The organism is Mycobacterium hackensackense, assembly GCF_025822555.1.
Classification (GTDB): Bacteria; Actinomycetota; Actinomycetes; order Mycobacteriales; family Mycobacteriaceae; genus Mycobacterium; species Mycobacterium fluoranthenivorans.
Map to the genome: position 1 here is coordinate 1,905,700 of NZ_JACKUC010000030.1, position 14,828 is coordinate 1,920,527.

A 14,828-nucleotide genomic window follows, 5' to 3' on the forward strand; every position below is an offset into this window, starting at 1 on the left:
GACGACTCATGCGACGAAAGAGCCTCACCGGCACGGTGGTGCGGGTGGCGTTGTTCACCGCCATGTGCCTGGTCTTCCTCTTCGCGCTGGTGACGGTGTTCGGGCAGTTCCGGTTCGACTCGCGGGTCACCTTCCACGCGGTGTTCACCAATGTGTCGGGACTCAAGGAGGGCAACTTCGTCCGCATCGCCGGCGTCGAGGTCGGCAAGGTCGGCACGATGACGCTGCAGAAGGACGGCACCGTCCACGTCGACTTCTCCATCGACAAGAACCTCGCCCTCACCGAGGGCACCACCGCGGCGGTGCGTTACGAGAACCTGATCGGGGACCGGTATCTGGCGCTCGAAGAAGGTGCGGGGTCGGTGCACCGGCTGACGCCGGGGGAGACCATTCCGAAGGAGCGCACCTCACCCGCTCTGGACGTGGACGCGCTGATCGGCGGGTTCCGCCCGTTGTTCCGGGCGCTGGATCCCGATCAGGTGAACGCGCTGTCCGGCGAGCTGCTCAAGGTGTTCCAGGGCCAGGGCGGCACCATCTCCTCGGTGCTGGCCCAGACGTCGGCACTGACCACCACGCTGGCCGGCCGTGACCAACTCATCGGTCAGGTCATCACCAACCTGAACACCGTGCTGGGTACCTTCGGCGAACGCGATGAACAGTTCTCGGCAGGTCTGGACAAACTCTCGGAACTGGTGCAGGGATTGTCGGACCGCCGGACCGATATCGCACACGGCGTGGCGCACATCAGCGCGGCGACGGCCACCGTCGCAGACCTGCTCACCGATATGCGCCCCCCGCTGAAAGAGGCCGTGGTACAGGCGGATCGGGTGTCCGGTCAGATCGAGGCCGACCACGCCTACGTGGACGACCTGGTGAAAACGCTGCCCGACGCCTATCAGATCCTGGCGCGCAACGGGCTCTACGGTGACTACTTCGGCTTCTACCTGTGCGACGCGATTCTCAAGGTCAACGGTAAAGGCGGCCAACCCGTGTTCATCAAACTCGCCGGCCAGGACACAGGACGGTGCACACCCAAATGACATTGAAACTGAAGCGCCCCAACATCAAACCCCTTGCCGAGCGCAACCGGATCGTCGTCGGCGTGGTCGGCACCCTGATCCTGATCGTGGTGGTCATCGCCGCGTTCTCCTACGACCGGCTGCCGTTCATCAAGGGGACATCGGACTACTCCGCCTATTTCTCCGAAGCCGGCGGCATCAAACCCGGTAGTGACGTGCGGGTTTCGGGCCTGTCCGTCGGGCGGGTGTCCGATATCCACCTCGACGGCACCAAGGTCCGGGTCGACTTCACCGTCAAGGACGGTGTCGACCTGGGCGACCGCACCGAGGCCGCGATCAAGACCGAAACCGTGCTCGGCACCAAGATGCTGGAGATCACCCCGCGCGGCGACGGCCACCTCACCGGCACCATCCCGCTGGAACGCACCACCTCGCCCTATGACCTGCCGACCGCACTCGGTGACCTGACCACCGCCGTCAGCGGCCTGGACACCACCCAATTGTCCTCGGCGCTGACCACTTTGGCCGATACGTTCAAACAGACCCCGGGCGACCTCAAGCTGGCCCTCGACGGTGTCGCCCAGTTCTCCGACACCCTCAACACGCGCGACGCGCAGCTGCGCAACCTGCTCGGCAACGCCAACAAGGTCACCACCGTGCTCGCCAAGCGCAGCGACCAGATCGCCGGGCTCGTGGTCAACGCCAACGCCCTGCTCTCCGAACTGGTGGCCCAGCAAGGCGCCCTGGACAGCTTCATGGGCAACTTGACGGCGGTGTCACATCAGATCTCCGGGTTGGTGGCCGACAACCGCACCCAGCTCACACCGGCCCTGGACAAGGTGAACGGGGTGTTGTCCATCCTGGACAACCGCAGGAAGGAACTGCAGCGCACCGTCGCCCTGTTCCGCCGATACGCGATGTCGTTCGGCGAGGTGTTGGGTTCGGGACCGTACTTCAAGGCCTCCCTGGTCAACCTGTTGCCCGGGCAATTCGTCCAGCCGTTCATCGATTCGGCCTTCTCCGACCTCGGGCTCGACCCGAACGTGAAACTGCCCTCGGAACTGGTCGACCCCGCGATCGGGCAACCGGGTACCCCAGCCCTGCCGTCCCCCTTCCCGCGCACCGGCCAGGGTGGGGATCCCAAACTCTTCCTGCCCGACGCCATCACGGGTAATCCGGGCGATCCGCGCTATCCCTATCGCGAACCGCTGCCGGCCCCGCCGGCGGGTGGTCCGCCCCCTGGACCGCCGGCCCCGGCGCCGCCCGGAATCGTCGGGCCGGTGCCGTACACCGGACCCACGCCGGTCCTGGTGCCCGCACCCGGTGAGCCGGGAGGTCAGCCGTGACACACTCCAAGGCCCGCTCTCTGACGGGGGTTCTGCTGGTGGTCATTCTGGCCGCCGGTATCAGCGTGGTGGCGACGCCGGCCGGATCTGGTTGGTGGAAACACGTCGCCAAGGACACCTTCAGCGCGTACTTCGCCAACGCCAACGGGTTGTACAAGGGCGACGAGGTGCGAATCCTGGGCGTGGCCGTCGGCACGGTCGACAAGATCGAACCGCAACCGCAATCCACCAAGGTGACCTTCTCCGTCGAGTCGCAATATCCGGTGCCGGCCGACGTGAAGGCGGCCATCCTGTCCCCGTCGCTGGTCAGCGCGCGTGCCATCCAGTTGGTACCCGCCTACGACGGTGGACCGAAACTCGCTGCGGGGTCGTCGATCCCGCAGGACCGCACCGCCGTCCCGGTGGAATGGGACGACTTCCGGCAGCAACTGGAGAAGCTGACCGCCGCCCTGCAACCACAGAGCCCCGGCGGCCCCAACTCGGTCGGGGAGTTCATCAACAGCGCTGCCGACAATTTGCGCGGCGAGGGTGACACGGCTCGCGACACGGTGATCAAACTGTCGCAGGCGCTCTCGGCGCTCGGCGACCACAGCTCCGACATCTTCAGCACCGTGCGCAACATGCAATTGCTGGTGTCCGCCCTGTCGTCCAGCAGTGACCTGCTGGCCGCGTTCAATCAGAATTTCGCCCAGGTCAGTACGGTGCTGACCAACACGCCCGACGAAGTCGCCGATGCGACAAAGGGTCTCGACACCGCGGTCGGAGATCTGCGCGGCTTCGTCGCCGAGAACCGCGAGGCGCTGGGCACCACCTTCGACCACTTCAACCAGATCACCACCGCACTTAACGACAGCCGCACCGATATCAAGCAGGTGCTGCACATCGGGCCGACGGTCTTCCAGAATTTCGTCAACATCTACCAGCCCGCCCAGAGTGCGATCACCGGTATCCTCGCGCCGGTCAACTTCGCCGATACGGTCCAATTCCTCTGCAGCGCAGTCCAGGCCGCGTCACGGCTGAACTCCGAACAGTCGGCCAAGCTGTGCGTGCAGTACCTGGCACCCATCGTCAAGAACCGCCAGATGAACTTCTTCCCGATCGGCGGCAACCCCTTCGTGGGCGCCGTGGCACGCCCGAACGAGATCACCTACAGCGAGGACCGGCTGCGGCCTCCCGGAGATCCACTGCTCCCCCCGCCGCCGGCGCAGGTCGGGGCGAGCGAAGCGACGGGGTCTGGAGTCGACCCGGTGGGACTGCTCGCCGCCGAAGCGCCACCCACGGCCACACTCGACCCCGCGGCCGGGCTGCCCGGTCTCATGGTTCCCGGTGGTGGTACGCCATGAGGCGGCCCCTGCTCGCGGTACTGCTGGTGGCCTGCCTGGCGGTGATCCCCGGATGCCAATGGCGCGGCCTGAACTCGCTGAGCCTGCCCGGCACTTCAACATCGGCAGGGGACGGGCCTAGTTCCTACACCGTTCAGGCGCAGCTGCCGGATGTCGTGGTCATCCAGCAGAACACCCGGGTACGGGTGGCCGATGTGAACGTCGGCAACGTCACCAAGATCGAGGTGCAGGACTGGCACGCGCTGGTGACCATGCGGATCAACGGCGACGTGCACCTGCCCGCCAACGCCACCGCCAAGGTGGGGCAGACCAGCCTACTGGGCTCCATGCACATCGAACTCGCCCCGCCGACCGACGAAGCGCCGCAGGGGCAGCTGCACGACGGGTCACTGATCCCGCTGTCCTCGGCGGCCACCTATCCCACCACCGAGCAGACGCTGGCCTCGGTGTCGGTCCTGCTCAACGGTGGCGGGCTGGGGGAGTTGCAGGAGATCAACCAGACTTTCGCCAAGGCGCTGTCCGGTCGTGAGAACGACATGCGCAGCCTGCTCACCCAGCTGGACACCTTCATCACCCAGGTCAATGCACAGACCGACGACATCATCACCGCGACAGAGCATCTCAACTCGCTGGCCGGGAAGTTCGCCGCCAACGACGCGACCGTCGACAAGGCGCTGACCACCCTGCCGCAGGCGCTGGCTGTGCTGGCCGACACCCGCACCAAGCTGGCCGACGCGATCGACGGGCTGGGCAAGTTCAGTGCCGTCGCCAATTCGACTGTGCGGCAGAGCAAAGAGGCACTGGTGGACAACCTCCGCAATATCGGCCCGGTGCTGCGCTCGCTGGCCGACGCGGGCCCGTCGCTGACCAGGGGACTGGACTTCCTGTCCACCTACCCGTGGGTGAAGAGCAACCTGTCCAAGTGGTTCCGCGGCGACTTCGCCAACATCACCCTGGTGCTCGACCTGACGCTGAGCCGGCTGGACAGCAGCATCTTCACCGGCACCCGCTGGGAGGGCGACCTGACCGAGCTCGAGATGCAGTGGGGCCGGACCATCGGGCAGATGCCGAGCCCCTATACCGGTGGCAACCCGTTGGTCGCCCCCTACCACTTCGGGGGGTACTGACATGTTGCGCCTGCATCGCAAGGTGTGGATCCAGCTGGCGATCCTGGCCGCCGTCACGCTGATCTCGGTGGGCGTCATGGCCTTCGGCATCGTGAACGTCCCCGCGCTGCTGGGATACGGCCGGTACACGGTGTCGTTGGACCTGCCGACCTCGGGTGGCCTGTACGAGAGTTCGGTGGTGACCTATCGCGGTGACGAAATCGGCCGGGTCACGAGTGTCGACGTGACCAAGGACGGGGTGCGGGCCGAACTGACCCTGAAGTCGTCGACGTCGGTACCCGCCGATGTGTCCGCGGCGGTGCACAGCCGCTCGGCCGTCGGCGAGCAGTTCGTCGAACTCACCCCCGGCGTGGACAGATCGGGCGCGGCGGCGGTTCTGCATGACGGCGATGTGATCCCGGTCGGCAAGGTGTCGGTGCCCCCCGATATCGGCCATCTGCTGGATGCCACCAACCGTGCGCTGCAGGCGATCCCGCAGGACAACCTGAAGACCGTGGTCGACGAGGCCGCCAAGGCGGTCGGCGGGCTGGGGCCGGAATTGTCGCGCATCGTCGACGGCTCAACCTCGTTGGCCATCGAGGGCGGTATGTCGACCGAGCAGTTGGGCCGGCTCATCGATGAGGCGCCTCCGGTGCTTGATTCACAGGTGCAGACCGCGGATTCGATCCGGACCTGGGCGGCGCACACCGCGTCACTGTTCGGCCAGTTCAAAGCCCAGGACCGGGCATTCGCCGATCTGCTGGAGCAGGGGGCCCCGGCGCTGAACGAAGGTAAACAGCTCTTCGACCGGGTGGCGCCCGCCTTGCCGGTGCTGCTGGCCAATCTGGTCAGCCTGGGCGATATCGCGGTGACCTACCGCAACGACATCGAGCAGCTGCTGGTGCTGTTCCCGCAGGGCACGGCGGTGATGTCGGCGATCGCCGCCGCGGACGCCAACGTCAAACAGGCCTATAACGGGATCTATCTGGACTTCAACCTCAACCTGAACCTGCCGCCGCCCTGCAACACGGGCTTCCTGCCGGTCAAACAGCAGCGCGCACCGTCGATGCAGGACTATCCGGACCGGACCGCCGGTGAACTGTACTGCCGGGTTCCTCAGGATTCCGATCTCAATGTCCGTGGGGCGCGCAATATCCCATGTGAGGCCAAGCCGTGGAAGCGGGCGCCGACGGTCGAGATGTGTGAGAGCGACCAGGAGTACGTCCCGCTCAACGACGGCTACAACTGGAAGGGCGATCCGAACGCCACGCTGTCCGGGCAGAGCATTCCGCAGTACCCGCCCGGCACGCCACCGGCGTCCACTCCCGAAGGTGCCGCGCAGGGTGCGGCCGCAGTGTCACCACCGCCGCCCGTGGTGGCCGTCCCCTATGACCCGGCCACCGGGGACTACATCGGCCCAGACGGCCGGCGTTACACCCAGGGCGACCTCGCCAACCCGGGCAACCGGACGTGGCAGTCGATGCTGGTGCCACCGGGGCGGTAGGCGGGATTACTTCGGCTTTTCGCGCCAGGCCCGCTCGAACGGCAGCCGCCAGGCATTCGGCGCGATGAGCTGGTGGATGGCGTTCGGGCCCCACGTTCCGGGCTGGTAGACCTTGGCCGGGGGCGGGTCCTCCAGTAGCTGTGTGGAGCGCTCCCACAGCGATTCGATACCTTCGGCGGTGGTGAACAGGGTGTGGTCGCCACGCATGGCGTCCAGGATCAGCCGTTCGTAGGCCTCCAGCACGTCGCCGTTCGTCGCGATCTCCGTCGTCGAGAACTGCATCGACATCTTGTCCAGCTTCATCCCGGGCCCCGGCCGCTTGCCGTAGAACGACAGTGACACCTTGGAGTTGTCCGCCAGATCGAAGGTCAAGTGGTCCGGCCCTTGTGAGCCGACACCGGAGCCGGCCGGGAACATCGTCCGCGGGGCCTCCTTGAAGGCGATCGAGATGATGCGCATACCCTCGGCCATCTTCTTGCCGGTGCGCAGGTAGATGGGCACACCGGCCCAGCGCCAGTTGTCGATACCGACCTTCAGGGCGATGAACGTCTCGGTGTCCGAATCCCTTGCGACACCGGTGAGTTCGCGGTAGCCGGCGAACTGGCCGCGCACCACGTCGCTGCATTTGATCGGCAGCATGGAACGGAAGACCTTGTTCTTCTCCTCGCTGATCGCCCGGGGTTCCAGCGCGGTCGGAGGCTCCATCACCACGAAGGCCATCACCTGGAACAGGTGGGTGACCACCATGTCCTTGTACGCGCCGGTGCTCTCGTAGAAGTTGGCCCGCTCGTCCAGGCCGAGCATCTCCGGGATGTCGATCTGGATATGGTCGATGAAGTTGCGGTTCCAGATCGGTTCGAAGAGGCCGTTGGCGAACCGGAACGCCAGGATGTTCTGTGCCGCTTCCTTGCCCAGGAAGTGGTCGATGCGGAAGACCTGACGTTCCTTGAAGGTTTCGTGCACGAAATCGTTGAGCGCGACCGCGCTGGCCAGGTCGGTGCCGAACGGCTTTTCCATCACCACCCGCGAGCGTTCCACCAGATTGGCCTCGCGCAACATGGTGATCACCGCACGCGCGGCCTTGGGCGGTACCGAAAGATAGTGCAGCCGTTGAGCATTGCCGCCCAGCCTGGTCTCGGCGTCGGCGACCGCCGTGGCCAGTGCCTCCGGGCCCGCACCTTGGGGCACATAGCTCACGATCTTGGCGAAGTTGGCCCACTGCTCATCGGTCAGCTTGTGGGTGCCGAACTTCTCGATGGCCTCTTTTGCCAGCGCGCGGAACTCGTCGTCGGTGAGATCCTCCAGGGAGGTCCCGACCACCTGGATATTGGGCGCGAGCTCGGATTGGTCCAGGTACGCCATCCCCGGGAGCAGCTTGCGCTTGGCGAGATCGCCGGTCGCCCCGAACAGGACGATGACGTGCGGCTCGAGCGGATCGCCGTCCCGGCGATGCGGGCGGGCGCCCGGCGCGGGATAGGCGATGGTCTGCGGGTTGTCTGGCAAGGTGGCGGCCACTCGGCCGATGCTTCCATCAGATTGTGAACTCTGCACGACATCGAGGCGCTGATTTGTGACCGCGGGCCGGTAGCGGGTGGCTATGGTCACCCCATGGCAACCAGTGACTCCCGCGAAGTGGTCATCGAAGCGACACCCGACGAGATCTTCGCCGTCGTCGCCGACGTCGAGTCGACCCCCACGTGGTCACCGCAGTATCAGAAGGCGGAGGTCGTCGACACCGACGACGAGGGCCGCCCCCGCGTGGTGAAGCAGACCATCAAGACGGTCGGCATCACCGACGTACTGACCGTCGAGTACACCTGGGAGCCGGACAAGGTCAGCTGGGAGCTGGTCAAGGCGAGCCAGCTGAAATCGCAGAAATGCAGTTACACCCTGACCCCCTTGGGGGGAACTGACCCCAAGACGCGCGTGCGGTTCGACATCACCGTCGAACTCGCCATCCCGCTGCCCGGATTCATCCTCAAGAAGGTGATGAAGGGTGCCCTCGATGTCGCCACCGACGGGCTGCGCAAGGAAGTGCTGCGAAGGCAGAAGCAGCAGTAGGTGGGACCACTACACGGAGTTCGCGTCCTCGAACTCGGCGGCATCGGGCCCGGGCCGCACACCGGCATGATGCTGGCGGACCTCGGTGCGGAAGTGGTGCGGGTGCGACGGCCCGGCCAACTGGAGATGCCCGCGGAGAACGTCGACCTGATGCACCGCGGGAAGCGGGTGGTCGACCTCGACGTGAAGGCCGATCCGGGGCCGCTGCTGGCGCTGGCCGCCAAAGCCGATGTGCTGCTGGACTGTTTCCGCCCGGGCACGTGCGAGCGGCTTGGCATCGGCCCCGCCGAGTGCGCGCAGCGCAACCCGCGGCTGATCTTCGTCCGCATCACCGGCTGGGGCCAGGACGGACCGCTGGCCCACACGGCCGGCCATGACATCAACTACCTGTCCCAGACCGGGGCGCTGAGCGCCATCGGATACCGCGACCGCCCGCCGGTGGCGCCACTGAACCTGGTCGCCGACTTCGGTGGCGGGTCGATGCTGGCGCTGGTCGGCATCGTCGCCGCGCTGTATGAGCGGGAACGCTCCGGTGCGGGACAGGTGCTCGACGCCGCCATGGTCGACGGGGTCAGCTTGCTGGCCCAGATGATGTGGACGATGAAGGCGACCGGCGCGCTGCGCGACGAGCGGGAGTCGTTCCTGCTCGACGGCGGCGCCCCGTTCTATCGGGTGTACGAGACCTCCGACGCCGGTCATATGGCGGTCGGTGCGATCGAACCGCAGTTCTTCGCTCATCTGCTGACCGGTCTGGGCCTGCGCGCCGAGGAGGTGCCGGGCCAGCACGAGCGTGACCGCTACGACGAGATGCGCGCCGTGTTCACCGAACGATTCGCCCGCCGCACCCGCGCGGAGTGGACCGAGATCTTCGCCGGCACCGACGCCTGCGTGACTCCGGTTCTGACGTGGGGTGAAGCTGCCAGCAACGCACATCTGCGGGCGCGGTCCACCCTGATCGAGACGCACGGCATGATCCAGGCCGCGCCGGCTCCACGGTTCTCCCGGACACCCGCGGGACCCGTCGGCGCGCCGCCGTCATCGGCCACCCCGATCGACCAGATCGATTGGTGACGATGCGTTTACGTCTGAGACAAAATTAGCTTTCAGAATCGTTGCGCGAGGCTGAATGGGTAATTACATTTGCCCATATGGCTGTCACGGCAACGCGGGAAATCGTCTTCGACGCCCTGCCCGAGGAGATCCTGGACGCTATCGCCGATATCGACTCGGTGCCGTCGTGGTCGTCGCTGCATCGGGAGACCGAGGTGCTCGACCGTCATCCGGACGGTCGCCCGCATCACGTGCGGGCAACGCTCAAGATCATGGGATTCACCGACAGGGAACTGCTGGAATATCACTGGGGTGAGAACTGGGTGGTGTGGGACGCCGCCGATACCGGCACCCAGCGCGGCCAGCACGGTGAATACAACCTCACCCGCGAGGGCGACCGGACCCGGGTGCGTTTCGACCTCATCATCGACCTCGCCGCGCCGATCCCGGATTTCATCGTCCGGCGGGCGAAGAAGCTGGTGCTCGACACCGCCGTGGACAGCCTGCATCAACAGGTCATGGACAAGTACTCAGCCTGAGCCGAACGGAATTCCCGGTGCCGGGCGGAGGGTTGTGCTCAGCATGCCCACCGGAGTAGTGCTCGATCCCGACCGTACTTCTGCCAACCACGTCGAAGCCGCCATCGACCAGGCCCGCCGCGCCTACGACGCAGGCATCCGCCAGTTGTGGATCGCCCAGCAGTTCGACCATGACGCCATCTCGCTGGCCGGCTACGTCGGCGCCGCGGTGCCCGGCCTGGGTGTCGGGACGTTCGTGGTGCCCATCAACCCGCGGCACCCGCTCATCGTCGCCTCGCAGGCGCAGACGGCTCAGGCCGCCACCGGCGGAAACTTCAGCCTCGGACTGGGGCTCGGTGCGCACGCACCCGAGCAGGCCGCCTTCGGCACCGCCTGGCCGAACACCATCGGCCGGCTTCGCGAGCACCTTCAGGTGCTGCGGTCCATCCTCGACACCGGCACCGTCGACTTCCACGGTGCCGAGTTCACCGCGGCCCCGGAATGGCCGGTCACGGTGGCCGGCGGGTCACCACTTCCGGTGTACGTCGCCGCCATGGGACCCAAGGCCCTGCGCGTGACGGGAGAACTGGCCGACGGCACATTGCCGTACCTGGCGGGGCCGCGCACCGTGGCGGAGTTCATCGTGCCGACGATCTCCAAAGCGGCGGCCGAGGCGGGCCGGCCCGCACCGAAGGTGATCGCCGCGGTGCCCGTGCTGGTGACCGATGATGTGGACGAGGGCCGGGCCCGGGCGCAGGAGGCCCTCGAGTTCTACGCCACCATCCCGTCGTACGCGAAGGTCATCGAGCGCGAAGGCGTGGATTCGGTGATCGATCTCGCCGCCGTCGGCACGGCCGCCCAGGTGACCGCACAATTGCGGCGCTATCTCGACGCCGGAGCCACCGACGTCGTGCTGAGCCCGTTGGTCCGCACCGGTATTGCCGCGCTGGAGCCCATCTGGGAGGTGGGCGCCGCGCTGTAAGCGGTCTGAAACAGGGCCGCAACACCGGTGTCCTACCCTGCGGGCATGCGGCCCCAACGGCGATCGGCCCTGCTCGAACATCTGGTGGCCGATCATGCGGGCTCCTCGCAGCAGGCCGTGCTCGGCGAATTGCGTCGCGCCATCCTCGACGGCGGCGTGCCCCCCGGCACCCCGATCCCGCTCGCCGAGGTGGCCGAGGTGTTCGGAGTCAGTCAGATCCCGGTGCGGGAGGCGCTGAAAACGCTGGTCGGTGAGGGCCTGGTGGCGCAGCGGCGCAACGGCGGCTACAGCGTCGCGCAGTTGACCGCCGAGGAACTACGCGAGATGTACATCGTGCGTGAGACTTTGGAGTCCGCATCGCTGGCCGCCGCGGTGGCCAATGCCACCGAGGAGGACAGGCTCGCGGTGATCGCGGTCAACGATCTCCTGGAACAAGCGGTACGGGACGCCGACGGCGTCGCCTACCACCGGGGCAGCCGGGAGTTCCATGCCGCACTGACCCGGCCCTCACGCATGCACCGACTGCTGCACATGCTCGAGGCGGCGTGGAATGTCACCGAACCCGTGCAGTCGATGGTCCATGTCGGCCCCGAGGATCGTGCGCACCTGCACGCCGATCATCGCGAGATGCTGGAGGCTTTCCTGGCCGGCGACGCACCACGGCTGCTGGCCGCCTCCGACGTCCACGCGGCACGGCTCAACGCCGTGATCGCGACGCTGCCGACCGACACCGGCCTACTTGCCTAGCTGGCAATATATTTTCTTCGCAATCAATCCATAGTCGCGGTGAAACAGCAGGGAAACACCCGGTTTCTAGCGTCACCGACTATGACCGATACCGTCATCCCCAAGAACGACCTGCCTCCCGGCGCCGCCATCGGCGCCGGTGACATCGTGGAAGCGGCCGGTCACCCGGTCGGCGGTGGTGAGATCAAGCCGGGGTACGACCCGCGGCTGACCAACGAAGACCTGGCCCCGCTGCGCAACCAGACCTGGGGTTCCTACAACATCTTCGCGTTCTGGATGTCCGATGTGCACAGCGTCGGTGGCTATGTCACCGCGGGCAGCCTGTTCGCGCTCGGCCTGGCCAGCTGGCAGGTGCTGGTGGCGCTGCTGGTCGGCATCAGCATCGTCTACTTCCTGTGCAACCTGGTGGCCAAACCCAGTCAGCTGGCGGGTGTGCCGTACCCGGTCATCTGCCGCACCGTGTTCGGTGTGCTGGGCGCCAACATCCCGGCCATCATCCGTGGGTTGATCGCGGTGGCCTGGTACGGCATTCAGACCTTCCTCGCGTCGGCGGCCCTGGACATCGTGCTGGTCAAGCTCTTCCCGGGGCTGGCACCGTACGCGGTGGTCGACGACTACGGGTTCGCCGGACTGTCCCTGCTGGGCTGGGGTAGCTTCCTGCTGCTGTGGGTGTTGCAGGCATGCGTGTTCTGGCGCGGTATGGAATCGATCCGCAAGTTCATCGACTTCTGCGGGCCCGCGGTGTACGTCGTCATGTTCATCCTGTGCGGCTACCTGATCCACAAGGCCGGTTGGAGCGCCATCGATCTCAACCTCGGCGATGTCACCTACACCGGCTGGTCCTCGGTTCCGGTGATGCTCGGTGCCATTGCCCTGGTGGTGTCCTACTTCTCGGGCCCGATGCTCAACTTCGGTGACTTCTCGCGTTACGGCAAGTCGTTCGCGGCGGTGAAGAAGGGCAACTTCCTCGGCCTGCCGGTGAACTTCCTGGTGTTCTCGGTGCTGGTGGTGGTGACGGCGTCGCTGACACTTCCGGTGTTCGGCGAGTTGATCACCGATCCCGTCACCACGGTGGCCCGGATCGACAGCACCTTCGCCATCGTGCTGGGCGCGTTGACCTTCACCATCGCCACCATCGGTATCAACATCGTCGCCAACTTCATCTCGCCGGCGTTCGACTTCTCCAATGTCAGCCCCCAGAAGATCAGCTGGCGTGCCGGCGGCATGATCGCGGCGGTGGGTTCGGTGCTGATCACCCCGTGGAACCTGTACAACAACCCCGAGGTCATCCACTACACCCTGGAAACGCTGGGCGCGTTCATCGGCCCGCTGTTCGGGGTGCTGCTGGCCGACTTCTACCTGATCCGCAAGCAGAAGGTGGTGGTGGACGACCTGTTCACCATGGAGGAGTCCGGAAAGTACTGGTACACCAAGGGTTACAACAAGTGTGCGGTGATCGCCACGGTGGTCGGGGCGGTGCTGGCCATGCTTCCGGTATTGCTCGGCGGCAGCGTCTACGGTATGCACACCGCGGCCCAGTACAGCTGGTTCATCGGTTGCGGTGTGGCGCTGGGCCTCTACTACCTGCTGGCCAAGCGCGACACGCTGGTGGCAGCATCGGTGGCATGAGCCGAATCTGGGTGATCAACCCGAACACCACCCGGGCCATGACCTCGACCATCGAGGCGTGCGCCCGGGCGGTGGCCGGTCCGGACACCGAAATCATCGGGGTCACCTCAGAATTCGGCCCGCCCTCGATCGAGAGTCACTACGACGAGGCGATGAGCGTGCCCGGCTTGCTCGACGCCGTCAAGCGTGGTGAAGCCCACGGCGTCGACGGTTATGTCATCGCCTGCTTCGGCGACCCCGGCCTGGACGCGGCCCGCGAGGTGGCCCGCGGACCCGTGATCGGCATCGCCGAGGCGGCCATGCACACTGCCAGCCATCTGGGCCGCGGCTTCAGCGTGGTGACCACCCTGGCTCGCACCATGGGGCGGGCCGCCGATCTGGCCGAACACTATGGTATGCAACGGTTCTGCCGAGGAATACATGCTTGCGAGATCGCGGTGCTGGACCTGGAGACCGATCCCGATGCCCGCAAGATCATCACCGAAGCCTGCCGGGAGGCGCTGGAGACCGATGACTCCGATGCCATCGTGCTGGGTTGTGCGGGGATGGCCGATATGTGCGCCGCCATCTCGGCCGACCTCGGTGTGCCGGTGATCGACGGGGTGACGGCGGCGACGCTGACGGTGCAGTCGCTGGTCACCCTGGGGCTGCGGACGTCCAAGCGGGGCGAGTTCGCGGCACCGCCGGAGAAGCAATACACGGAACGTTCGATGTGCTGATCGCGCAGTTGTCGGACCCGCACGTGCGGCCGAACGGCGTGCTCTACCAGGGGGTTGTGGACTCCAATCGCGGATTCGCCGACGCGATCGAGCACGTTCTCACGCTGGATGCCCGTCCCGACCTGGTGCTCATCACCGGTGATCTGGTGGATGAAGGACGGCCCGACGAGTATACGATGGTGCGGGATATCCTTACCGCCCTTCCCATTCCGTATTTGGTGATCCCGGGCAACCACGACGACCGGGCCCGCTTGCGGGAGGCGTTCTCCGATCATGGCTACCTGCCGTTGCGTGGCCCGCTGCACTACTGCGTCGACGACCATCCGGTACGGATCATCGGCCTGGACTCCACCGTTCCCGGGCAGCACCACGGTCACCTCGACCAGGCCGGGTTGGACTGGCTCGCAGACACTCTCGCCCAGAAGCCGGACAAACCGACGGTGGTGATGCTGCACCACCCGCCGCTGGTCAGCGGCATACCGTACCTGGACGAATACCGGTACTTCGACGAGTCGTCACTGCGCGGCGTCGTCGCGCGGTTCGGCAACGTCGAGGCGGTGCTGTGCGGGCATGTGCACCGGCCCATGGTCAAGCGCTGGGCCGGCACGGTGTTGTGCACGAGCCCGAGCACCGCGACGCAGATCGACCTGAAGTTCGCCGCCACGGCCGGCCCGTCCAGTCACGATGGTCCTCGGGGTTACCTGCTGCACTCGTGGAGCGACCGCGACGGCCTGGTCAGCCACATGGTCCAGCTCGGTACCTTCGCGGGACCGTACCCGTTCGCGTAGGTGTCACGACCTTGCT

14 protein-coding genes are annotated in these 14,828 nt (G+C 66.2%); 13 read left to right on the forward strand and 1 reads right to left on the reverse strand.

The features are described from left to right. Nucleotides 1-8 precede the first annotated feature (8 nt). From H7J86_RS18725 to H7J86_RS18745, 5 genes are read left to right on the forward strand one after another with little or no spacing between them, the layout of a single operon-like run. Nucleotides 9-1,040 carry an MCE family protein gene (locus H7J86_RS18725; protein ID WP_267292562.1) on the forward strand — a complete coding sequence of 344 codons (1,032 nt, stop codon included), beginning with the start codon at nt 9-11 and terminating at the stop codon, nt 1,038-1,040. Between the two features lie 23 nt (nt 1,041-1,063). After that, nucleotides 1,064-2,365 carry an MCE family protein gene (locus H7J86_RS18730; protein ID WP_372517309.1) on the forward strand — a complete coding sequence of 434 codons (1,302 nt, stop codon included), beginning with the start codon at nt 1,064-1,066 and terminating at the stop codon, nt 2,363-2,365. Further along, nucleotides 2,362-3,708, forward strand: a complete 1,347-nt coding sequence (locus H7J86_RS18735; protein WP_372517293.1) for an MCE family protein — start codon at nt 2,362-2,364, stop codon at nt 3,706-3,708. Before H7J86_RS18730 ends, H7J86_RS18735 begins: the two co-directional genes overlap by 4 nt. Beyond that, nucleotides 3,705-4,835, forward strand: a complete 1,131-nt coding sequence (locus H7J86_RS18740; protein WP_090354556.1) for an MCE family protein — start codon at nt 3,705-3,707, stop codon at nt 4,833-4,835. The genes H7J86_RS18735 and H7J86_RS18740 overlap by 4 nt, the downstream gene beginning before the upstream one ends. A 1-nt stretch (nt 4,836) precedes the next feature. Next, nucleotides 4,837-6,318 (forward strand): MCE family protein, encoded by a 1,482-nt coding sequence (locus H7J86_RS18745; RefSeq protein ID WP_267292564.1) that lies wholly within the window; start codon nt 4,837-4,839, stop codon nt 6,316-6,318. A 6-nt stretch (nt 6,319-6,324) separates the two neighbouring features. Here the strand turns inward: H7J86_RS18745 and zwf are convergent, their stop codons facing one another. Next, nucleotides 6,325-7,833 (reverse strand): glucose-6-phosphate dehydrogenase, encoded by a 1,509-nt coding sequence (gene zwf / locus H7J86_RS18750; RefSeq protein WP_235683419.1) that lies wholly within the window; start codon nt 7,831-7,833, stop codon nt 6,325-6,327. A gap of 93 nt (nt 7,834-7,926) precedes the next feature. On the opposite strand from zwf, the gene H7J86_RS18755 reads away from it, so the two are divergent. The 8 genes from H7J86_RS18755 (at nt 7,927) to H7J86_RS18790 (ending at nt 14,812) form a co-directional block, all read left to right on the forward strand. Beyond that, entirely contained in the window at nt 7,927-8,379 is a 453-nt protein-coding gene (locus tag H7J86_RS18755) for an SRPBCC family protein (RefSeq protein WP_090354559.1), read from the forward strand. Beyond that, complete coding sequence (locus H7J86_RS18760; RefSeq protein ID WP_267292565.1) at nt 8,380-9,450, forward strand: CaiB/BaiF CoA transferase family protein; 1,071 nt, start codon at nt 8,380-8,382, stop codon at nt 9,448-9,450. A gap of 77 nt (nt 9,451-9,527) precedes the next feature. Then, on the forward strand, nt 9,528-9,968 hold the full coding sequence (locus tag H7J86_RS18765) for an SRPBCC family protein (RefSeq protein ID WP_090354563.1): 441 nt from the start codon (nt 9,528-9,530) through the stop codon (nt 9,966-9,968). A 43-nt stretch (nt 9,969-10,011) separates the two neighbouring features. Further along, nucleotides 10,012-10,929 carry a TIGR03564 family F420-dependent LLM class oxidoreductase gene (locus tag H7J86_RS18770; RefSeq protein WP_187096993.1) on the forward strand — a complete coding sequence of 306 codons (918 nt, stop codon included), beginning with the start codon at nt 10,012-10,014 and terminating at the stop codon, nt 10,927-10,929. Nucleotides 10,930-10,974: 45 nt separating this feature from the next. Next, nucleotides 10,975-11,676, forward strand: a complete 702-nt coding sequence (locus H7J86_RS18775; RefSeq protein ID WP_090354565.1) for a GntR family transcriptional regulator — start codon at nt 10,975-10,977, stop codon at nt 11,674-11,676. An 81-nt stretch (nt 11,677-11,757) separates the two neighbouring features. Continuing rightward, nucleotides 11,758-13,305, forward strand: coding sequence for an NCS1 family nucleobase:cation symporter-1 (locus tag H7J86_RS18780; protein WP_090354566.1), 1,548 nt, complete (start codon nt 11,758-11,760; stop codon nt 13,303-13,305). Next, complete coding sequence (locus H7J86_RS18785; protein WP_090354568.1) at nt 13,302-14,024, forward strand: aspartate/glutamate racemase family protein; 723 nt, start codon at nt 13,302-13,304, stop codon at nt 14,022-14,024. Before H7J86_RS18780 ends, H7J86_RS18785 begins: the two co-directional genes overlap by 4 nt. Then, complete coding sequence (locus tag H7J86_RS18790; RefSeq protein WP_267292566.1) at nt 14,018-14,812, forward strand: phosphodiesterase; 795 nt, start codon at nt 14,018-14,020, stop codon at nt 14,810-14,812. Before H7J86_RS18785 ends, H7J86_RS18790 begins: the two co-directional genes overlap by 7 nt. The last annotated feature ends 16 nt before the right edge of the window (nt 14,813-14,828 follow it).